Source organism: Argonema antarcticum A004/B2 (assembly GCF_023333585.1).
Lineage (GTDB): Bacteria > Cyanobacteriota > Cyanobacteriia > Cyanobacteriales > Aerosakkonemataceae > Argonema > Argonema antarcticum.
Genome location: NZ_JAIQZN010000030.1, coordinates 1 through 23,304, shown reverse-complemented (window position 1 = coordinate 23,304; position 23,304 = coordinate 1). Strand labels below are relative to the sequence as shown.

Annotated in this window: 14 protein-coding genes; 6 read left to right on the top strand and 8 right to left on the bottom strand. The window is 45.4% G+C overall.

Going from position 1 to position 23,304, the window contains the following annotated elements; all coding sequences use genetic code 11:
* Positions 1-18 precede the first annotated feature (18 nt).
* From LAY57_RS14775 to LAY57_RS14765, 3 genes are all read left to right on the top strand, one after another.
* A complete protein-coding gene (locus LAY57_RS14775) occupies positions 19-3,237 on the top strand; it encodes a M10 family metallopeptidase (protein WP_249067541.1) in 3,219 nt (1,072 codons plus the stop codon).
* Between the two features lie 204 nt (positions 3,238-3,441).
* Entirely contained in the window at positions 3,442-5,859 is a 2,418-nt protein-coding gene (locus LAY57_RS14770) for a M10 family metallopeptidase (RefSeq protein WP_249067540.1), read from the top strand.
* 287 nt (positions 5,860-6,146) lie between these two features.
* Positions 6,147-8,060, top strand: coding sequence for a M10 family metallopeptidase C-terminal domain-containing protein (locus LAY57_RS14765; RefSeq protein WP_249067539.1), 1,914 nt, complete (start codon positions 6,147-6,149; stop codon positions 8,058-8,060).
* Positions 8,061-8,077: 17 nt separating this feature from the next.
* On the opposite strand, the gene LAY57_RS14760 is transcribed toward LAY57_RS14765, so the two are convergent.
* Positions 8,078-10,528 carry a tetratricopeptide repeat protein gene (locus LAY57_RS14760; protein ID WP_249067538.1) on the bottom strand — a complete coding sequence of 817 codons (2,451 nt, stop codon included), beginning with the start codon at positions 10,526-10,528 and terminating at the stop codon, positions 8,078-8,080.
* A 721-nt stretch (positions 10,529-11,249) separates the two neighbouring features.
* Between LAY57_RS14760 and LAY57_RS14755 the strand changes: the two genes are divergently transcribed.
* On the top strand, positions 11,250-12,521 hold the full coding sequence (locus LAY57_RS14755) for a HetZ-related protein (protein ID WP_249067537.1): 1,272 nt from the start codon (positions 11,250-11,252) through the stop codon (positions 12,519-12,521).
* 92 nt (positions 12,522-12,613) lie between these two features.
* On the opposite strand, the gene LAY57_RS14750 is transcribed toward LAY57_RS14755, so the two are convergent.
* The 3 genes from LAY57_RS14750 to LAY57_RS14740 form a co-directional block, all read right to left on the bottom strand.
* Entirely contained in the window at positions 12,614-13,477 is an 864-nt protein-coding gene (locus LAY57_RS14750; RefSeq protein WP_249067580.1) for a fructosamine kinase family protein, read from the bottom strand.
* A 170-nt stretch (positions 13,478-13,647) separates the two neighbouring features.
* Positions 13,648-14,949 carry a M16 family metallopeptidase gene (locus LAY57_RS14745; protein ID WP_249067536.1) on the bottom strand — a complete coding sequence of 434 codons (1,302 nt, stop codon included), beginning with the start codon at positions 14,947-14,949 and terminating at the stop codon, positions 13,648-13,650.
* Between the two features lie 189 nt (positions 14,950-15,138).
* Positions 15,139-15,792, bottom strand: a complete 654-nt coding sequence (locus LAY57_RS14740; RefSeq protein WP_249067535.1) for a glutathione S-transferase family protein — start codon at positions 15,790-15,792, stop codon at positions 15,139-15,141.
* Between the two features lie 108 nt (positions 15,793-15,900).
* Here LAY57_RS14740 and crtD point away from each other — a divergent pair, with 108 nt between their 5' ends.
* Positions 15,901-17,445: a C-3',4' desaturase CrtD gene (gene crtD / locus LAY57_RS14735; protein WP_249067534.1), complete on the top strand. Its 1,545-nt coding sequence runs from the start codon at positions 15,901-15,903 to the stop codon at positions 17,443-17,445.
* Positions 17,446-17,640: 195 nt separating this feature from the next.
* On the opposite strand, the gene LAY57_RS14730 is transcribed toward crtD, so the two are convergent.
* On the bottom strand, positions 17,641-19,773 hold the full coding sequence (locus LAY57_RS14730) for a chromosome segregation ATPase (protein ID WP_249067533.1): 2,133 nt from the start codon (positions 19,771-19,773) through the stop codon (positions 17,641-17,643).
* A gap of 157 nt (positions 19,774-19,930) precedes the next feature.
* A complete protein-coding gene (hslO, locus tag LAY57_RS14725) occupies positions 19,931-20,830 on the bottom strand; it encodes an Hsp33 family molecular chaperone HslO (protein WP_249067532.1) in 900 nt (299 codons plus the stop codon).
* A gap of 165 nt (positions 20,831-20,995) precedes the next feature.
* Between hslO and LAY57_RS14720 the strand changes: the two genes are divergently transcribed.
* Positions 20,996-21,385: a hypothetical protein gene (locus LAY57_RS14720; protein WP_249067531.1), complete on the top strand. Its 390-nt coding sequence runs from the start codon at positions 20,996-20,998 to the stop codon at positions 21,383-21,385.
* 116 nt (positions 21,386-21,501) lie between these two features.
* On the opposite strand, the gene LAY57_RS14715 is transcribed toward LAY57_RS14720, so the two are convergent.
* Both LAY57_RS14715 and LAY57_RS14710 read right to left on the bottom strand, forming a co-directional pair.
* A complete protein-coding gene (locus LAY57_RS14715) occupies positions 21,502-22,332 on the bottom strand; it encodes a DUF928 domain-containing protein (protein ID WP_249067530.1) in 831 nt (276 codons plus the stop codon).
* Between the two features lie 153 nt (positions 22,333-22,485).
* A complete protein-coding gene (locus tag LAY57_RS14710) occupies positions 22,486-22,911 on the bottom strand; it encodes a universal stress protein (protein WP_249067529.1) in 426 nt (141 codons plus the stop codon).
* Positions 22,912-23,304 lie beyond the last annotated feature (393 nt).

Sequence of the window (23,304 nt, the reverse complement as noted above, 5' to 3'; positions counted from 1 at the left end):
ATCTGCCAGGAAAAAACTATGCCGACAACTGCTGCTGTACCCTTAAATACACAAGAAATATATGACGAAAATTTTTATCGAGCCAACAATCCAGATTTGGGCAGTTTAAATAGTCGAGACTTATATCAACATTTTCTGAATTTCGGCATCAACCAAGGGCGCAAATTCTCTCCCTTTTTTGATGTAAACTTCTACCTATCCGCAAACCCAGAATTAACCAACCCACCCAACAACTTAACCAATAGACGACAACTGTTCGATAACTTTCTCAACCAAGGTCTGGCTAGCGGTCGGGAATTCTCACAATTTTTCGATCTAGATTTTTATCGGGCTAGCAACCCAGATTTAGCCAATTTAGACAATTTTGATTTGTTTCGACATTTTAGAAACTTTGGTGTAGCCGAAGGGTTTCGTTCCTTCTCACCAGTTTTGGATCTGAATTTTTATCGAAACAATAACCAAGATTTAGCAGGACTGAACTACAGACAATTGTTTGAGCAATTTCAACTTTCGGGACTAGCTCAAGGACGTGAATTTTCTCCCTATTTCGATATCGATATATATCGCTCCCGAAACGCTGACTTGCCAGTAAATGTCACAACAAATCAACAATTATTAGAAAACTTTCTACTTTCTGGTATAGATCAGGGACGTGACGCCTCACTGTTCTTTAATATCAGCGAGTATAGAAATAAAAACGCCGAGTTATCCAGGCTGAACAACAGAGAATTATTCGAGCATTTCCAAACCACTGGATTACCTCAAGGGCGTCCTTTCTCACTATACTTCGATCTCAGTTTCTATCAAGACGGCAACCGAGACTTGGGGGCGCTAAATAATAGACAATTGTGGGAACACTTTCAAAGCTTTGGTTTGAGAGAAAATCGTCCTTTTTCACCATTTTTCGATCTCGAATTTTATCGCTCCAGAAACCCAGCCCTCGGCGAACTGAACAATAGAGAATTAGCAGAACAATTGATAACAGCTGGTCTGGATGAGGGGCGTCCCCTTTCACCCTTCTTCGATCTCAATTACTATCGATCCAGTAACGGACTGGCGGATTTAGGAAATAGAGAATTGTGGTTACACCTGCAAAATGTGGGTGTGCCTGAAGGGTTGGCTTTATCGCCGTTTTTCGACCTAAATTTGTACCGAGCTAGCAACCCAGACCTGGCAAGGTTGGACAACGAGCAATTGTTTGAACACTTCCAAAACTTTGGGTTGAATGAAGGACGAACATTCTCATCAGTAATCGATCTAAATGTCTATCGAAATAGCAACCCAGACCTGACTGGACTGAGCAATAGAGACTTATTTGAGATATTGGTAACTACGGGTATAGGTGGTGGTGGGGGAACTGCCGTTACGCAGTTTTTTGACCCGGATTTTTATCGAAGAAGTAACCCAGACTTAGCGAGTCTGGACGATACGCAATTGTTGGAACACTTCCAGAATTTTGGACTGAATGAAAACCGTAAATTTTCACCATATCTCGATCTCGAATACTACGGAACTAATAACCCAGACTTGCTGACAGCGGGAGTAGATACGCGGCGGGAATTGTACGAGCATTTTCAACGTTATGGATTGAACGAAGGACGCCCATTTTCACAATTTTTTGATGTCAGATACTATCTGGATAACAACCACGACCTGCGTGGAACGGGGATGAATTTTCAGCAAGCGTTTGCTCATTTCCAAAACTCTGGTGTGAATGAGGGACGCCGCCCATCAATACTATTTAATCCCGTCTATTACTTAGCCAATAACCCCGATTTGGCTGCCAGAGGAACCACATTCAAACAAGCGTTTGAGGATTTTCAACTCAGCGGTTTCCAACTGGCACGTCCGGCGTCAGTTTTGTTTACTCCTAATGACATCGCTCCTTTGGTTGCGCCACCAAATCGAAACTCGGAGGGGCCAGTAGATCAATGGCTTCAAAATGCAGCCAAATGGGGCGATATCCCTGCTAATGGCACGCTCACCTATAGCTTTGTTAGCACTGCGAGTGCCTTTTTGTACGAAGGGCGGGAGACTGGGATTAGAGAAGTTTCCGACGCTGTTAAAAACAATGTTCGCGATATTTTGCGAAAGTATGACGAAGTGATGGGCATTAATGTGATTGAGGTTCCAGACAACCCTCCCAATGTCGGTCGCATCAGGATCATGCTTTCTGATGGGCCAGCCGGTCTGAATAGAGCGGGCTATGGCTACGCCCCTTCAGATGCTGCCGGTTCGGGTATCGCTGGTGACGTGCATTTAAATGCCGGAGTCGATTTCTCACAGGGTACTGGCAGTTTTAACTACGAAACTTTGCTTTCCATCATCGGTACTGCGCTGGGTTTGGAATTTCCCAACAGACAAAGGATACTAACAATCACCGATTTTGAACCAATTCTTGCTCTGGGCAAGGATAATGATACAAACACCGTGATGACCCAGAACATTTCTCCCAGTACATACAACGGCTCATTTGCAAGTACGCCGATGTCCTATGATATCCGTGCTTTGCAGTACCTCTACGGTGCTGGTTATTTAAACAACACGGATACAACTTATCGGTTTGACTTCAACAACTTTATTGGGCCCAATCAGATCGGCGGGAGAAATGGAGTAAAGCAGACAATCTTCGATAGCGGCGGAATTGATACGTTCGACTTTTCCGCACTCCCATCGATTTCATTTGGTTATTACTTTGACATGAATGAAGGGGGTCAAAATACAACTCAGCTTGCTCTTAACGGAGCTACCTATTCTATTCCCAATCCCGATAGTACCGAACAGGAACCACTGCCGGATCTCGTATTGAATACTAACAGCTTTGGCACGACGCTTGCTTTTGGCTTCGATTTGGAAAATCTGATAGGTTCTCAGGGCAATGATGAAATATTGGGTAACAATTTGTCCAATAACATTGCAGGTGGAGGAGGCGATGACCGGATTAACAGTGCTTCTGGGAGAGATATATTAAATGGTGGCCCTGGAAACGATATTTTCGTAGTGGCTCGCGGCCAGGGCAGTCTTAATCCAGAAATAATTGATACTATTACTGATTTCACGGATGGTCAGGATAGAATTGGTTTAGCTCTTGGTCTGACATTTCCCGAAATCAGGATTGTCCCAGGCACTAACCCGAACGATACTTTCGTTCGGCTTGCTAGTACTGGGGAGTATTTGGCGGTGTTGACTGGTGTTCAATCTGCCACCATTACCGTGAGTGACTTTACTGCTGTTTGAGAATACGGTTCTTTGGGAATTATTATGCTAATGTTGTTCAAAATAAACATTTTGTAGGGCACGGCGTCATCAATATGTCGGTCATAGCAAGAGCTTAATTATGCCGTGCCCCTACTACGACCGCATATTTGACAAGGGAAGACCCAAACAACTAACAACTAGCTAATAATCAACGCCAACTTTTGTATCTGCGAGGAAAGATTTATGTTTCCACCTGTTGTGTTGCCGTTAACTATACAAGAAGTATATGACGAAAGTTTTTATCGAGCTAACTATCCAGAGTTGGCTAATTTGAATACCAGAGAAGTAGAACGGCACTTACTTAGCACTGGTATTCCGCAAGGACTTAGATATTCGCCATTTTTTGATGTTAGTTATTATCGCAGTAACAATCCCTCATTGAGCAACTTAGACAATGCGGGATTATTAAACCATTTTCTCGGTACTGGGGTTGCAGAAAGGCGCAAATCTTCTGCATACATCGATCTGGATTTTTATCAAGCTAATAACCCAGACTTGGTGGAATTGGATAACGCACAATTATTTGTGCATTTGAAAAACTTTGGTTTGGCTGAGGGGCGTAGCTTCTCTCCGGCATTCGATTTGAATTCCTTCAGAGCTAGCAATCCCAACTTTGCGGGACTGGACAACCAACAACTGTTCGAGCAATTCCAACTTTCTGGTACCCCTGTTGTACCATCCAGGAACTTGCCTCAGTTGTTCGATGTGGAATTTTACCGAAGTGCTAACCCTACTTTGGCAGAGGACGGAATTGTTACTGATGCACAATTATTAGAACATTTCCAGACTACTGGTTTGGCTCAAGGACTGAGGTTTTCGCCATTTTTTGATGTGCGCTACTATCTGGAAAATAACCCAGATTTGATTGGGGGATTTGGTACTAACGGATATAGCCAGGCTTTGGAGCATTTTCAACAGCGGGGGGTGAACGAGGGACGGCCTTTTTCGCAGTTTTTTGATGTCAAATACTACTTGGATAATAACCACGACCTGCGTGCAACCGGGATGAACTTTCGGCAAGCCTTCGATCACTTTCAAAACTTTGGTGTGAATGAGGGACGCCGCCCATCGCTGCTATACAATCCTGTCTATTACCTAGCTAACAACCCCGACCTGTTTGCACAACAATACACTTTCACAGAAGCGTTTGAGCATTTTCAAGTCAACGGTTTCCGAGAAGGGCGGACAGCCTCAATTTTGTATAATCCAGATGACATTGCTCCCTTGCTTCAGCCACCGCTGGGAACTGAACTAGACGATCCCATCTTAATTCCTGATTGGCTTGAACAAGCAGCTAAATGGGGAGATATTCCTGCTAATGGTACGCTGACTTATAGCTTTGTCACTACTGCCAGTGCTTTTTTGTATGAGGGAACGGAGACTGGCATTCAGGAAGTGAGCGATGGTATTAAGAACAATGTTCGCAATATCATGAAGCAGTATGATGACGTTATTGGTATTAATTTAGTTGAGGTTCCAGACAGACCTCCCAATGTTGGTCGGATACGGATCATGCTTTCCAATGGGCCAGCAAATCGCACTACAGATGGCTATGGGTACCAGCCTTCGGATTCTCCCGGTAGCGGTATTGCTGGTGACATACATTTAGGGACTGGAATAAATTTTGGGGCAGGCCCTGGCAGTTTTGGCTACCAACGCTTGCTGTTTTTCGTTGGTTCTGCTTTGGGTTTGGATGATTACACCATAAGAAAGACTGTACCGCAGGGCGGTCTAGTCACCGGTGATACGCCTTTTGGGCCGATTGTCCCCTTTGGCAAGGATAACAATACCAACACCATCATGAGTAGGACTACTGTTCCCGGTAGATACAATGGGAGATTTGCAAGTACGCCAATGTCTTATGATATTCGTGCTTTGCAGTACCTCTATGGGGGCAGTTATGTTAACAACACTGATACTTTTCACAGACTTGATGGCAGCAATATCCTCCAAAAGCGGACTATTTGGGACAGCGGTGGTGTTGATACGCTAGACTTTGCGGGGTTGCCAGTGTTGGGTCTGCAGAATCGCATTAACAATTTTGACTATTACTTTGATATGAATGAGGGCGGTCACAATACGACGCAGGTAGCCCTGAATGGAGCGACTTATTCTATTCCCAATCCTGACAGTACTACAGAAGTGCCTCTCGCCGATACTGTATTGAGGACTGACGACTACGGCACAATTATTGCTTTTGGATCGGAAATTGAAAATCTGCTGGGTTCTGAGGGTAATGATGAAATATTGGGCAACAATTTGCTGAATAATATCATGGGCAATGGAGGCGATGATAGGATAACGGGTTCGGTTGCTAGGGATACACTAACTGGTGGTGCTGGAGCTGATACTTTCGTATTTGCGGCTGGTGATGGGAGTCCGAATCTGCAAGACGCTGACGTTATTATTGATTTCCAGGATGGTGTCGATAGGATTGGTCTAGCACTTAATTTGCCGGTTGGGGCTCTCAGTATTATTCAGGGTTCTGGTGCGAATGCAAATGATACTTTGCTGCGGATTGCTAGTAGTGGGGAATATTTGGCTGTGTTGACTGCTGTTCCGGTGGGGGCGATTAATTTTGACGATTTCGTTTCGGTTTAAGGGTGCGGCTTGGCCCCCCTAGCCCCCCAAATCTGGGGGGACAGGATTCTTCTCCCCCCTTAGCCCCCCAAATCTGGGGGGGACAGGACTCTTCTCCCCCCAGATTTGGGGGGCTAAGGGGGGGCAAAACCTTGGTTTTTGCGTAAGTCCTTAATGTAGGGTGGATATTAGCGACCCTACATAATAATAATTGTTAATTTTTCTGGCCTGTGTCTCTGTTCTCTGAGCATAGGTGCGATCGGGTCAGTTATATGTGGGATTGGGTGAATACCGACAGGAAATAACCTATGCCCGTAGAATTATTTGATGCTAATTATTATCGATCGGTTAATCCAGATTTAGCTAATTTCGACGAGGCACAGGCCCGATCGCACTTCCAAAACTTTGGTTTAGCTGAAGGACGCCAATTTTCACCATTAGTCAATCTTAACTTTTATCGCTCAAACAACCTGGACTTGGCAAGAGCGGGGTTAACTACTAACCGCCAACTATTCGATCACCTGCAAAACTATGGTATAAGCGAGGGAAGGAGATTTTCACCGCTAGTAGATATTGAGTTCTATAGATATAATAACCCTGACTTGACGCTGGTAAGCGAGCAAGGCGACAGCTTACTATTTGAACATCTGCCAAAAAATGGTTTAGCCGAAGGACGGCGATTTTCGCCTTTTTTCGATGTCAACTTTTACCTTTCTAACAACCCAGACTTAGTTGCAGCCGATTTTAACAATCAGCAGGCGTTTGAGCATTTTCAAGAGTCCGGCATAGCTGAGGGACGCCACGCTTCAGTTCTGGTTTTATTCGATGCGGGATATTATCTATCCCAAAATCGACAGTTGATTGCAGCAGGTATTAATAATAATCAAAAAGCATTTGAACACTTCCAAAGCTATGGCTATGCTGAAGGACGTCGTTCGTCACCTTTGTTCGATCGCAATGGCATAGAAGCGTTGGTGGGGTATTCTCCTGCTAGGTGGAATGTTAGTGAAGGTGGCACGCTTACATTCAGTTTTGTTACTGGTGCCAGTGCTTCTGAGTACATAGGCCCAGAAACGGGTGTTGGGGAATTGAGTGTGGCGATTAAGAATAATATCCGCGATATTTTGTACAACTTGTACGCGCCAATTCTTCCCTTCAATTTGGTTGAGGTTCCAGATACAGATGCCAGTCACGGTCAGATCCGATTCATGTTTTCTAATGGAGACGGTGTGCCAGGTTTTTATGCTTATACTTATGAACTTGGTTTTGACGATCTTGATGGTGATGTGCATTTAAGCCACAATTTTGAAAGCGGATCGATTAATGCTTTTTCAGGTAGCCCTGGGAGTTACGGATACGCAACTTTGATTCACGAAATCGGTCATGCTTTTGGTTTGAAACATCCCGGTAATTACAATGGCGAAAGCGGTGAGGGGCGATCTCCATTTCTTCCTTATGGGGAAGATAACAACATGAATACGGTGATGACCTACAACGATTCTTTGTTTGACTCTTCGCCAAGTACGCCGATGGCTTATGATATACGCGCTTTACAATATCTCTATGGTGCTAATAGTTTCAATAATACTGATACAGTTTATAAATTCGATCGCACCAATTTTCTAAATCAAAAGAAGGCAATTTGGGATAGTAATGGTATTGATGTACTAGATTTTGCTGGGCTGCTGCCCAACGAAAGCTATTACTATTTTGATATGAATGAGGGCGGCCATCTGACGACTGGGGATGCTAGAAATGCGGGGTCATATTCGGCACTAGGCGATCGCACTTTCGCTACTTACAGGGCCGATCGTTACGCTACTGCGATCGCTTATGGCACTATCATCGAAAACCTGATTGGTTCCCAAGGCAATGACTATATTATCGGTAACCAAGCCGATAATCTGATTAGGGGTGAAGCTGGCTACGATATTCTCGTCGGTGGTGCTGGTGCGGATACTTTAGTAGGTGGGGGCGATGAGGATACTTTTGTGCTAACTCCTGGTGGTGGTGCAGCCGATCTTATTATGGATTTTACTGATAATCGCGATCGGTTAAGCCTAGAGGGTGGTTTGACTCCAAATTCTCTGAGTTTTACTCAGGGAACGGGTGATAATGGGAATAATACTTTCGTCCAAATCCCTGGTAGCGGTGAACTTTTGGCGGTGTTGGTAGGTGTAAATGCGAGTGCGATCGGTGTTGCTGATTTCACTTCAATTTAGCACGCGAACTCCTAATTTTAATAGTCATTCTTAAGCTTTGCCCTTTGTATCTTCGCAATTTGCTTGGGTGCTACTATCCGCTCGTAGAGGCGAATTGCTTCGGCAAATTTATTCTTACTATTCTCAACTTCTCCCATCTTTTGATAAGTCAATCCCATCTGATAGTAAGCATCAGCTAGTTCAGCTTTTGCTCCTATTTTATCGAAAATTTTTATAGCTTCCTCATGATTTACCAAAGCTTTTTCAAAATTATTTATATTTCGATAAAGACCTGCTAACCCATTTAGAACTTGACCTTTGTTCTGGATAACGTTACCTGATTCAACAAAAGATATAACTTTGTCAAACATTTCCAAAGCTTTTTCATTTTCTCCAAAATTTCTAAATACTAAACCAGACCACAACGAGCTATATATAAATATCCACCATGTAGTTTTCATGCTGGGTGGAAGTTCATTGTAAGCTTTATCAGCCTTTTCTAGCAAAGCATATGTTTTTGGTTTGTCGTATTCCGCAGATTCTCTATCTGAGTGCAAAACTGCGAGGCCGAACCAAGACAATACTGCAAATATATGAAAAACAGTACCTAATGTATTTTCTACAGTTTCTTGATAATATTTTATGGCTTCTTGAGTTTCCCCCAGTGCTACTTTACAAGCACTTATGGCAAATACAACTCCTACCTCACGTCTCTTAAGTTCAAACCTGAATTGTTTGGAGTTATCGGTTTGAGGCAGCGATTCTTGACACTTAATCGCTTTTTCTCTCGAATTATAATAAAATTTAAGAGCGTTGTGCAGATCGCCTGAACGATGATAATGTCCACCCAAGTCACCGCAAAGTACGGTTAAATGGTATTCATTAGAAATATTGTTAATCAAGAACTTGACTACAGAAATTATGTTTTCTATTAAACCTAGCCTATTAAATGAGTGACTGAGGGGCTCTTTTTCTCCCGTGTCTTGGGAGTTAATTTCTCTCTCTTTTAAGATTACTTCGCAAGCTAGCTCGAATTCATTTATATCTTTGTAGTGATAATAAGCTTCCAAAGCTTTCCGTGCATCTTCTACAGTTTCAACTGTTTTCACACTCTGTGTCCAAAATTCTGCTGCTTTGCGGTTTACTGGCTGCCAGTCTTCGCTTGTTCTTAACCGAGCTTTAGCTTCTGTTAGAATTACTGGATGCAGCCAGTGTTCTCCCTTTAAAAAATCTAATAAAGAGCGATCGCGCAACGATTTAACTACCCGTCTGCGTCTTTCCTCTGGCACATCCCACAGCAAATGCAAAACTCCATCTTCTAATACCGACCGCACATCTTGATAGCGATAGCATCCCATACGACAGAGAAGTTGATAAGCTTCCGGGTCAATTTGTTGCAAACGGTTGAACTGACTGACAACTAAATCTTTCAAGTCGTTTTCAATCAACAAGTCCTCTTTAATTATTTGCCAATAATACTCTATATCACCTTGCCAATCTGTTTGGATTGCGCCGCTGATGATGTGCATAGCTTTCGCATTGCCTTTATAGGCTTTGTGGATCGCGCTCAACACTTCTCTCAAGGCAAGAGAATCGGTTTTTATATTGCGGCTGTTAAAAAACTGTTCCCAAGCAGATAGCTCCAACGCTTCCAAGCGATAGTGCTGAAACATCACCGCTGCTTCTCCCAGTCGCTCGCGGCTCGTAATCAGGGTAACGCAATTAATGCCGGGGTCAGCCAATACTCTTAATAATTCTACGTAGTCGCGGTGAGGGGCAATAAATTTGCCATCTTTATCCAATGCTGGTTCCAGGTTATCAATCAACACGCCAACTTTTTTAGTTTGCTCTCGCAACTTTTGTCTCAGGCGCTCTAGGGTGACGCCGAAATCTCCTCCCGGCTCCTCGTTAAAGTGTTGTCTTAGCCATTTCTCAACTACATTTTTGGCGCTGGTGATGTTTTCGGTCTCTTTACCCATCCAGACATCCAAAATCAAGTTGAACCTGCCACTGTTGATGAACTCCCAGCATAGCAGAGTCTTGCCTATACCGCCCTCACCCAGAATCAGTATAATTTTAGCTCTTTGGTCGAGCATGGTGTTGAGATCTGCGATCGCTTTTTCTCGTCCAATAAAAATGGCATTCTGATTATTTATTGTTTGCTCTATTTCTAAGCCAGAGGAAGACTCAGAACTCGCTGGCTTTTGGGCCTCTGCTCTCAACGAAGCTTGCCATAGCCTCTCCAGTGGGGCTTGAAAATTTGTTTTACTGACCTTTTCCCCTAATACTTCGGAAATTAGGTTCCACAATTTCGGGCCGATGTCTTGCTGTAGGTAGGTAGCGGTATAGCCTGAAGCTTTCGCAATCTCGTGATACCTCTTATCTTGCCAAGTGCCCCGAAGTATCACCAATTCCACATCTCTTAAGTGGAGCTTTTTCTTGGCAAAGACTGTGGCGTCTAGAACTTTTATTGCTTCTTCAAAGTCCATTAGCTTTTACTGCCTAGATAGTCGTAACAACTTGCTCTTTCAGTATAACCTTACTTTTCCAGATTTTTTCTAACTTTTTTTCCTCCTCACCTTACTTTTCCCGATATTCACCCTTACTAACTGGCACACATTATCCCTATCGACAGTTTTTGACTGACATAGGAAACTGTTGTTATGGGGATGTTATCGAGATAAGGCAATGACTTTAACAGACACTAATAGTTATTTTTACCGAGCGCCTAGACCGTTTCCTCTTTTATAAAGACTATGACTACTCAAAAGACTTCCGATTCTTCGGCCATTCGTCAAGTTAAGCATTCGCTGTAATCGGCTCTATGTCAGGATAATTGGCTCTGACAGTTACAAATTGTTTCACCGATGGGGAATAAAGTTGTGATTAACTTAGCTGGCTCGTTCGTTCACCCAAAGTTTCATTTTATTAACACCCCGACTCAGACATTCCCGCTCGATTCGCTCGGCAAATCCGGTCTGAAAATCGGATTCCACTAAGGGACTTCCTGAAGTACGACAAAGATAGTTTGGTTCGCCTTTATGGAATCCATGCTGAGAAAGTTGACCTTACCACAAGGAAAAGACTTGAAACTTACTTTATCAAATATTCACACGATCGACATCTAAATCACACAATCGGGTGATGCAGCCACAAAATTTTCATTTTCTGTTTCTGTAATTCGTCAAATTAGTTTTTAGGGTCAATACCATGAACCTCACAACTGCCAACGATTTCAATCCAACTTCTATCATCGACCTCAACTCTCCGGAACATTTGCCAAAAAACTACGACTCTAAAACTTTAACCCAGCTGTTGCTGGAGGAACTGTGGGCATCAATCGGCTCCCAATCCTTGCAAGTTAAGGGGGTGGCTTCCCGAATGGCCCTGGAAGTAGAACGGGTTTGTCGTAAGAGTTCCCGCATTCAAAGTTCCGGTGAAATCCGCACCTGGCACCTCACCTTGGGGCGTCATAGGTTGGAAAAGTGTCTGTCCTATTACCGCTTAGGGCCTAAACAGGGTCGCCTTGAGCTGCATAGCAACCTCAGCGCGATCGTTTATCGATACATAGCACTACCGCAATCTCAGTTGGGCTTTCAAGGGCGCACAAACCTGATTGAAGACTTTCTGCAAGAGTTTAACATAGAGTCTTTTAAAGCTTTTCGGCGCGAAAATGAGCTTGCACAAGACTATAAGCCGCGCACTCAGTTGGAATTGGCTGAGTATATGGCATTTATCGAGCATTATGCCAAGCGACGGATTACTTTGCCAGGGGGTAATACCCAGCAGCTAATCGTGCTGCGAGCCCAAGCGTTTGTCAAACGCCAACCTGCTGAGACTGCGCTGGATATCGAACAGGCGGTGGAAATGCCCAAGGGAGATCAAGATCAGACGGGTATGCAGTCATCGCTGATGCAGCAGCTGCGATCGCAGATTGTAGCTGAAACAATTGACCCATCGGAAGGGGTGTTGCGCGATCGCGTCATCTCGGAACTGTTGGAATATCTAGAGTCTCAAGATCAATCAGACTGTGTGGATTATCTAGTCTTAAAACTCCAAGACTTGGCAGCCCCAGATATTGACGCTATTCTCGGTATAACGCCCCGCGAGCGCGATTACCTGCAACAGCGCTTTAAGTACCATGTGGAAAAATTCGCTCGCGTCTCCCACTGGAAACTGGTGCATCAGTGGTTAGGGGCAGATATCGACCAAAAACTGGGAATGTCTTCCCAGCAATGGGAAACGTTTTTCGATCGACTTTCCCCCCAACAACAGCAGCTACTGCATCTCAAACAGAACCACAAACTCGACGAGGAAATTGCCAAAGCCCTCAAAGTGACGCCCAAACAGGTGCAAAAGCAGTGGATGAATATGTTAGAAATCGCCTGGAAGGTTCGCAACTCGGAAACCCCGAAGCCCAAGACTGTAGCTAAAAAGTCATTTTCCGTAGCTGTTGGGAGTGAGGGTAAGCTTGTAGCGTAGCTAAGCTGCTACACAAAAGTCAAAAATCTGTTGTAGGGGCAATTCATGAATTGCCCCTACATCTAGAAACCCGGCTTCTGGCATTACTGAATCTATTTTAAAATTTGCTTAATCATCTGGTTTGCCTGCGACTCGTAACCGCCGCCAAACAAATTGTAGTGATTGAGAATGTGGTATAAGTTGTAGAGCGTTTTGCGCCGATCGTAGCCCGGATCTAGAAGCCAAGCTTCGTTATAACCGCGATAAAATGCTGCGGGGAAACCGCCAAACAATTCCGTCATGGCGATATCCACTTCGCGATCGCCATAATATAGTGCAGGGTCAAAAATCACTGGCTCATCTGACGTTGTAATCGAGGCATTACCCGACCACAAATCGCCATGTACCAAAGATGGTTGAGGTTGATGAGGAGCCAGCAGTTCTGGAATAGCATTGAGTAAACGCTCTCCCTGACTAAAACTACCACCCCGTCGAGACGCCAATTTTAGTTGATAGCCAATCCTGTGTTCGGCAAAAAACGTTGCCCAATCAGATGCCCAAGTATTAATCTGGGGCGTTGAACCGATCGTATTGTTACGATTCCAACCAAAACCTTTACTGCTGGAAGCTTTGTGCATCGCCGCCAGCTGACGCCCCATCTCTGACCAAGCACTCGTACTACCACCGCCTAAATCTAGCCATTCTAATACTATGTAGGCAGACCCGTCCGCAATTCCCCAGCAAATTGGTTTGGGAACGCGGATAGTCTGCCTTTCCCACATTTGTTGGAGTCCCAGCGACTCTGCCTCAAACATATCAACTTGCGACGCTTGGTTGAGTTTGGCAAAATAGGTGCTAGAGCCGTTGCTAATAGCGTAGCCTTGATTGATACAGCCGCCACTCACCGATCGCCTCTGCTGACTGTGAAATTTCTCGCCAGTCACCTGGGTAATACGAGCATCAATTTGTTTCCATATCATGATGAGAAATTTTAACGCAAAGGAACGCAGAGGTAAGAGCAAAGGTACGCAGAGTAGTAGAAAATATCGCCATATCATAATATACTTTCTCAATTATCCGCTATACCCCTGACTCTCCTCTGCGTTCCTTTGCGTTAACCTTTGCGTTCCTTTGCGTTAAAAAAAATCTACTTAGCAGCGGGTGGCTTAAGGACTACCACACCATAAGCATCATCAAACAAATATCGCTCAGCCGCAAGTTGAAGATCCACCTCATCCAGGGCTTGAATGCGAGCTGGATAATTCAGCGATGGCGCTAAATCTCCCACCAGGGATTGATAATAGCCGTACATTCCGGCCCGATCGCTTGGCGTTTCGTTAGCAAAAACAAACCGATTTCCCACTTGTGTGCGGACGCGGGCAATCTCCGCTTCGGTAACGGGTTCTGTTTGGAGGGTGCGGATGTGTTGCGCGATCGCAGCTTCTACTTCCTCTATATTTTCTACTGGCAAGTGAGCTGAAATCTGAAACGTACCCTGAAACTGATAAGTCATATTGCTGGCAGAAATATTGGTAACTAACCGCCGATCCTCCCGCAAATCCCGCACCAACCTAGATGTCCGCCCTTGACCTAAAATTGCCGCTATCACATCCAGCGCATAAGTTTGATTTAACTGAGTCAAACCGGGTACTCGCCAAACCATTATCAGCCTTGCTTGCTGTAAGCTTTCATCAATATACTCGCGGCGAACAATTTCTTTAAAAGGTTGTTCTGGCTGGAAAGTAGGGCGATCGACTGCCCCAGATTGAAGGGCCAGGTATGACTTGCCCCGACCCTGCATAAATCCGTCTGTGACAATATCAATTAATTCTTTAACTGGGAGATTACCTACTACTACGGCTGTGATCGACTGAGGTTGATACCAACCGGCATGGAAATCTCGCATCTGCTGAGGGGTAAGCCCTTCAATTACCGATGCAGGGCCTAAGACTGGGCGACGGTAGGGCAGTTGGTCAAAGGCGGTTTCGATCGATCGCTGGTAAGTGCGGCGGCGGGGATTATCTTCTGCGCGACGAATTTCTTCTAAAACTACCGATCTCTCCCGTTCAAACGCCTCGTCTGGAATATTGGGGTTAAGTACTACATCTATCTGCAATGGTGCCAAAGCGGCAAAATCTTTGGGAGCCGATGTGATGTAAAAATGAGTGTAATCCTGACTGGTGGCGGCATTGGTGACAGCGCCTCGCTCTTCAACATATCGTTCAAACTCACCACTTGCCAGTCTGTTGGTTCCCTTAAAAACCATGTGTTCCAAAAAATGAGCCATGCCGTTGATCTCATCCGATTCAACAGCTGAGCCAACGTTGACCCAGAGACTCAGGTTCACGGCTTCCACAGGCATCTGTTCGGCCACAATTGTCAGACCGTTAGGTAGTCGGCAGAGTGTGGGGGCGTTTAGCGGTGGAGATTTGAGCAGGGTTGATGTCATGTTTTGTTACAGTTTTAGTCGCTGTTACTTCTCCTATATTAATCGTTACTGTTCTTAATATGAGCTAGTAGATATACGGAAAGCATTGATGCTATGCAGATTTCGTCACTTGTGCCCCATGCGAAGCGCCAGGGATTAGGGGCCCTAACAGATCAAAGATCGATCGCAGTCAAAAAGAACCAGAAATAGTTAAAGCTCAAACTTTTCAATTCGTTCTGTTTCAGCTTGAGCAGCACTTACCCATTCTTGCATCGCTGGTAAAGACCAAATAGTTTTTATGTAAGCTTGGCAAATTGGATCTAATTCTACACCATAAGTAATAAAACGGGAAACAACGGGAGCAAACATAGCATCAGCAATACTGAAATCACCCAAGAGAAAGTCTCCTGACTTACCAAACTTTTGCCGACAATCTTGCCAAATGTTAGCGATGCGTTGAATATCCTCTGTTACTCCTGGTTCTCTGCCTTTTCCAGGTAAACTAGCGCGAATGTTCATCGACATATTTTGGCGCAGATTGACAAAACCCGCGTGCATTTCGCTACTAATGGAACGAGCGATCGCTCTTGCTTGTCTGTCCTGGGGCCATAGTTTTGCTTCTGGAAAACATTCTGCTAAGTACTCATGAATTGATAAGGATTCCCAAATCGTAAAATTATTGTGTATTAATATTGGGACTTTCCCATTGGGAGAATAACGCAAAATTTCCTGTTTAGATGTAGTCGTATAAAGAGGAATACTTACTTCGTCAAAGTCAATCCCTAATTGTTTGAGAACTAACCAAGGACGCAGCGACCAAGAAGAATAGTTTTTGTTGCCAATTACCAAAATAAATTCTGACATCTCTAGTTAATATTTTAGGTTTCAATTTATTGATAATACCACGCAAGCTTGATAAATGGTTACATAAATATTATTATTTTAATAATCCTTTACAATAATTATTGCTTCATGTCCGGCCTAAAATCCCCACGCATAGTCGTCATCGGTGCTGGAATTGGCGGTCTCACAGCAGCAGCGCTACTCGCTCATCGCGGTTACCAAGTGCTGGTTCTCGAACAAGCCTTAGTACCCGGAGGATGCGCTTCTACTTTTAAACGTCAAGGATTTACCTTCGATGTCGGTGCTACTCAGGTTGCTGGACTGGAACCGGGCGGTATTCATCACCGCATCTTCTCGGAATTAGAGATTGAGATACCAGCGGCGACACCTTGCGATCCAGCTTGTGCTGTATTTCTGCCGGGTGAAACGGAGCCAATTAATGTCTGGCGCGACCAAGAGCAATGGCAGGCGGAACGGCAGCGACAGTTTCCCGGTAGCGATCGCTTTTGGCAGCTGTTGACAAATCTGTTCCGCTACAGTTGGGCCTTTCAATCTCGCGACCCGGTGTTGCCACCTCGTAACTTGTGGGATTTGTGGCAGTTGACAAAAGCAGTTCGTCCTGATACAATATTAACCCTGCCTTACACTTTTCTGACGGTTGGCGATGCTTTGCGGATATATGGGCTGGGTGACGATCGGCGCTTGAGAACGTTTCTGGATTTACAACTAAAGCTCTACTCTCAGGTAGATGCTGAAGAAACTGCTTTGCTATATGCTGCTACTGCTTTGGGTGTTTCTCAAGAACCTCAAGGATTGTATCATCTTGTGGGTAGTATGCAGGTGTTGAGCGATCGCCTCGTGGAAGCCCTAGAGCGAGATGGCGGTAAGCTGTTATTGCGTCACAGTGTCGATCGTATTTGTGTGGAAAACGGAAAAGCTACTGGCGTCCGCATCCGCGATCGGAAAACTGGTGATATCTGGACTGAATCGGCTGACACTGTTGTGGCAAATGTTACCGCGCAAAATCTGGTGCATCTGTTGTCAGGGGAAATAAACGAACCGCAGAGGAGTAGAAATATTCCCCAGGGTTATCGTCGTCGGGTAGATAAATTACCGCCCGCGTCGGGTGCTTTTGTTGTTTATTTGGGAGTAGACGAAAGTGCGATTCCGCCGGGATGCCCACCTCACCTACAATTTTTGTATGATCGCGAAGGGCCGATCGGGGAAAACAATTCCTTGTTTGTCTCGGTAAGTCATCCTGGCGATGGTCGCGCCCCAGATGGTAAAGCAACTATTACAGCTTCTTCTTTTACGGATGTTAGGCAGTGGTGGAATTGTGCCAATTATGATGATTTGAAGGATAAATATACTGAGGAAGCGATCGCTCGTCTCTCTCAATATTTCCACCTTACCCCAGAAACCATTCTCCACGTAGAAGCTGCTACACCTCGGACTTTTGCTCATTTTACAGCACGCGATCGCGGTATTGTGGGCGGCATCGGTCAAAGAGTATCCACTTTTGGCCCGTTTGGCTTTGCCAATCGCACTCCCATCAAACATCTGTGCTTAGTAGGCGACTCGACTCATCCCGGTGAAGGTACTGCTGGCGTCTCTTACTCAGCTTTAACTGTCGTCCGACAACTTGAGGCTGACTTTTCTCGATACTTTAGTTAATAAAAAGCAGCCGAATTTACAGAAGTTAATCCTAATTGTCAACTTTTGTTGGTGTTGTTTAGGAGGTAAAAAGTGTAGCAGGGCTGGAGGAATTTTATCAACGTGCTGTTGAGAATTTCAAATTTGAGATTTGAGATTTGAGATTGAAATTTGGATTTTTAAATTTGTAATCTGAAATCTTAAATTTGAAATTTCTTAGGGAATTGTGGCTGGTGGAGTACTTGACTCATCCGAGGGAACGAAGTTTGGGGGTGGGCTAGTTTGCTCTGGTGGTGGTGCAACAGGTTCTGGTGGTGGTGCTGGAGGATTCAAGATATTTTGCCAGACATCAATCTGCGCTTTTGCTTCTGCAAATGCGCTAGTACGATCGGGAATTATTTTAGCAATGGCGATCGCACCCGCCAAGTCATAACTGGCCCGGTCTTGCGCTAGACTGAGCATTTGATAGCTCCATTGATTAATAGCATCCTCAGCTTCTCCTCGAAACGGACTAGAGTTAGGTACTTGCTTTGCCAATCGAATCGCCATCGCCAAAGTATCTGGCGTTCTTTGACTCCCTAATCGACGTGCCTCCTGCAAATTTTGCTGAGCCTGAATTTGTGCTTGCCAATCCACCATCGCAGCTTGCGCCTCCGCAGATAAAGCCCTTCCTGGCCTAATCTGACCAGCCGTGGCAATAGCATCCACAAGATTGCCCGCACCCGCTAATTGTCTTGCTCGCTCCAGATAAGGTTGGTCTTGAATTTCCTGAATCTGGGCAGTCCACTGACGAACTTTATCCTGAGCTTCTTGATAAAGAGCGCGACCGGCTGGAATCTGATTCGCCTCATCAATTGCCGCTTGCAGAGAAGTTTCATCACCCAAACTCGCAATTTGTTCGGCTCGATTCAAATAAGGACGGTCTTCCATCGTCTGGATTCGTTGTGTCCAGCGAGAAATTTCCGTTTTTGCTTCTTCAGCGCGAGGATGACTTCCCGGTATAAGTTGCGCCTCTTTAATGGCCGACTTTAAATCGCTAGCAGTTCCCAACTGAGCCAATTGGCGTGCTTTTTCCAGGTGGGCGATATCTTCGAGTTCTCGCTGCCAACGGATAATCAGATCCTGTCCCTTAATATAAAGGGGTCGGTCAGGAGTGAGCTTTTGGACAAGTACTAGAGCCTCTTGCAGACTGGAAGCCGTTCCTTGCTGCGCCACAGCCTGAGCCTGAGCTAAATTAATAAAATCTTGCGCCTGGGCCTGCAAATTGGCACTACCTGGAATCTGGCGGACGATATCGATCGCCTCATCTATATTCCGAGCCTCCAGCTGAGCCTCTGCCATATCCATCATTTTGCGCCCAATGTCAACGATAACCGCTTGAGCATCCTTATAAATGTAACTCTTGGGGTTAATTGACTCTGCCAACTTCACAGCCTCCAGCAGATTCTTAACTCCGCTGCGCCTTACCAAATTTTGGGCCTTAGTCAGGGTATCTCCATCGTCACGCGCCGACACAATCAGCTGGTTAAGTTCCTCATACTTAGTAGTTTGCCAATAAGTATTGCCGACATATAACAAGCGGACAGCTTCCCGAAAAGCTTGAGACCAGTTTTGCTTACGAAGTTCGGCTTCCCCATCGCGATAAATGCCTTCTGCCTTAGACCAGAGCGACTTCCAAGTCTGAATCCTGGTTTTCACCTGCGAGTATGCAGGAACATCAGCCGGAATTTTTTTAGCCATAGCGATCGCCTCATCCAGCTTGCCAGCATCAAACGATGCTTCAGCCAGATCCAAGATATTTTGCGACCACTCTTTGATTTCGTAGTTTACTTCCTCACGCAACGGGTGATCTGGTGGCAGACTTTGGACAAGCGCGATCGCTTCTAACAAATCTTTCACCGTCTGCTTCTTTGCCGCCAGCTGAGCGCAGTACAGCCGCATCGATGCCGAAGCCGTCGGCCAGTACATAGAAGGACAGTTCGGCAGTGTTGGCAACTTAAACAATAAAGCCACTGCCGTGAACCCCACTCCACCTGCGGTCACCGTTGCTAAAGTTGCCCAAAATTGCCAATAGCTAAACCAGCGTCCTAGCTTTTGCGAAACAGGTTGATAGAAGTTGCTGATTGGCGCTGATTTTCTTGGCTCCACATTTTCTAACTGCTCCCCATCAGCAGGTTGGGTTGATTCCACTTTGTTTACCCCAGCAGTATCTTCCGAAACTGAAGCAGCACCTGTCGGCGGTGCTACAGATGCTCCTGGAATCAGTGGTGGAATGGGAAATCGGTTTTGATTCCCCTGCTCTGAAGCTCTAGCAGCAGACCTTCGGTCTGAACTTCCCCGTTCTCTCATAGCTCACACCAAAATAATCGTGTATTGGGCCTGACTGGTTCGGCTCGAACACGCAGTTCTAGCGATTTTACCCCTGGAATTCCAAAAAAGCTAGATCTTGTGGATTATATCCAAGTAAAACCCCGGTCCGATCGAATACCAATAAAAAATCTTTGGTTCAGGATTGAGCCCCGTAAAGTTCCCCAATCAGCTCAACCAGTTCGTCGCGGCTAGCTTTGTAGACTTCCCCACAGAAGTGACAGGTTGCCTCAGCACCATTATCTTTTTCAATCATGTCTTGGATTTCAGCTTCCCCCAGCATCTTTAAAGCCCCCATCAGGCGACTTCTAGAGCAGCCACAATGGAAGCGTAGCAATTGTGTCTCTGGTAATAGCACCGGTCCCATGTCACCCAGCAGCTGCTGAAAAATATCCGGCAATGTCTTGCCTGCCTGCAACAATGGCGTAAATCCCGATAGAGCAGCGACTCTAGACTCCAAAGTTTCCACCAGCGCTTCGTCTCTTGCTGCTTTGGGGAGGACTTGCAGTAGAATACCCCCAGCTGCCTTAACTTGGCCAGCTTCGAGAAATACACCTACAACTAGAGCTGAGGGGGTCTGTTCTGAATTTACCAGGTAATTAGCTATGTCATCGCCAATTTCTCCCGAAACTAGCTCCACGGTACTTGAGTAGGGATAGCCGTATCCAACATCTCGCACAACGTAGAGGTAGCCTGACTGACCCACCGCTCCACCTACATCGAGTTTGCCTTTGGCATTAGGTGGCAATTCGATCGAGGGGTTTCCCACATAGCCCCGTACCGTTCCATCTAAACCGGCATCGACAAGAATACCACCCAAAGGGCCATTACCCTTGACTCGAATATTCACTCTTGATTCGGCTCGCTTCATGTTGGAGACTAGCAAGAGCCCTGCTGACATTGTGCGGCCCAAAGCCGCCGTTGCTACATAAGAGAGCTTGTGCCGTCGTCTGGCTTCTTCTGTGAGGCGTGTTGCGATCGCACCAACCGCACGAATTCCGCCATCGGCTGCCGTGGCCCGAATTAACTGATCGGCCATAAAAAATCCTTATATTTCTTAACATCTTCTATTTTAAGTTGGCATCGAGCAGTTGGCGATCGTGTCGCATCTCGTTTAAAACGGTAAGGCTTTGGCATACTAAAAGAGGCGGGCACTCACAACGAGCGCCCCTACACAAATCAAAATATGTGACTGGCAATTCAGATGCTGGGTACTTTTCAAAAAAGCAATCTGCGAATAGAGGTTGAGGCTAAAGAAACAACCATTCGGGACAGCCTGCTGCTACCGAGCCAGCTGCAACAATGGCTGTGGCCTCAAACCTTTGACTCTGGGCTACCGGAACAGCTCCACAGCGAGCTGACTTTCACCAGTTGGATTGGCCCGGTGGAAATTCAACACCAAGTTGACGTGGCAGAACCTAACTGCCTGCGTTTGTTATTGAGTCAGGGAATTGATGGTTTTCACGAATGGTATTGGGGAGAAGGTTGGGTTCAGTCTCGCCTGGAAGGGGTGTCTTTGCTGCCCTTAAATTTGGGTCAAACTGTCAGTTTGCTTCAGCTAAAGCAATTTTTGAAAGCAAAATCAAGCAGCTAGCTAACAACTAATAACGCAGCCAAAATTTTAGATTTCAAATTTTAGATTTCTTTTTTTATTTGAAATCTGAAATTTGAAATCTAAAATCGGAAATTTATCCCTTCCCCGAACAAATATCACCTCTGCGATTGTTTCCGTACTTGTGCTACTACTCCATCTAGCCCGACCTGTTCTAGAAGCGAGTAAAAATTTTCACCAATAGAGCGATCGTCAGGTTTGGCCTCAGAAGCTTTTGAGAGCGCTTGTAGGGCATTATACCAGAAACCCTCTTGAGCATAGGTTATGGCCCGATCGTTCTCCGAAGTAGCAGATGAAAGCCGTCTAGTCAGCGCTGGCGTAGGAGTGACACGCCTAATCAGGGCCTCGACTACCATGTTTTTAAGCTTTCCATTCTCATTGCAGAGGACAGATACTGACCAGATGTAGTCTTTTTCTGCGATCAATTCCGGCTTTTCGGGAGGCAATTCCATCTGAATTATGCCAGCTTTTGCGATCGAGAACTGCTCCGTAAAGACTACTTCATCCTTCCCCACTTGCTTTAACGCAAACACCATTTTGGGCGCTTCATCTGAAAATCCCTTGTCTGACAAATACCAGAAAAACGTGGGATGCCGGGATATCGTTTGTCCTGCGTGATTTTCAGGAACCAAAGGTACAAGTAGCGACTTGTCGCAGGAGGGAGTCACGCCTCTGAAAGTATCGGGAGGATCGACAAGACGCGCTCCCCCCGCTATAGTACCTGCTGGAGCCCCTCGGTTGGGCGGCTTATACTCAATACTTTTCCTAGCTGTAGGAGGATTTGCTAAGGCTTTTGAGTTGAAATCTAAATCAATTGATAGTCCCTTCAATCTTTGATTCCCAGGGGTGTTGCTCCAACCAATCAGTTGTATCAAAAGGATTGATACTGCACCAGTTACTACAGTCGTCTGTTTGCGCGAAATAATCATAACTTTCTTGTTTTAACGTCAGACCGCAAAACTTCTTATGCAAGATTTTACGAGCCAAAGATTATTACCTTTGTGAATTTTGCCGCTGTTTTGCTACCACTTCATTCAACTTAAATATCATAGTAAATGCGGAAGAGCCGATAAGTTCTGTTGCTATCTCGGCTTCACTACTAGCACCGAACAAGGGGCATCCGCAACTACTTGACTGCTGACAGACCCCTGCAAAATCCGCTTCAAACCAGTTAAACCACGGCTCCCAATCACAATCAGGTCGGCTTGATAGATATTAGCAAGGCGGATAATTTCTTCGGCTGGGTCGCCTGTGACAATTTCTAGTTCACTTTGGCAGGGCAAGTTGGCCTGGTAAGATTGCAACTGCTTTTCAATATATCTGTAAGGCAGTTCCTCCGAATTACTGTGAGGCCGGTCGGCTGCCCATTCCACGTCAGCTTCTGGTGGGGGCATAACGTGAGAAAGGATGATTTTCGTTGCTGGTTGCAGTTGGATGTCATATAGGGTCTGAATCACCTGCTCCGATAGCTCTGAAGCATCAAGGGCCACCAGAATTGTTTTGATCACAGATGAGACCTCCTCAAAAGAATTAAAAACTCAGCGATCGGCACCGACCATTTAGGACTGGGTTTAGTTTAGCGATATTGTGGCATTAAACTTGTCAAATGTGTTTTACAGTTTTTTCCGCTTTTCCCTCCGCCCACCCCATAGCCGTTAGGCTGAGAACTGGGATGGATCGGTTTAGAAGAAGCGGTATGCCAACCACATCCTTGCCGGACTGATGCTATAGCTAAGCGCAAGGCAGTTAGGACGTTCTTAATTGCTGAAATCCTAGCCCCTAGCCCCTAGTCCCTAGCTATATCAGGCTTTACGATACTGCATCAAGCCGTTCGATTTTTGCTAACATTCATTAACAAAAACTTCCTGTTTCATCTGGGACTGTCGGCAGCACCCCATCCA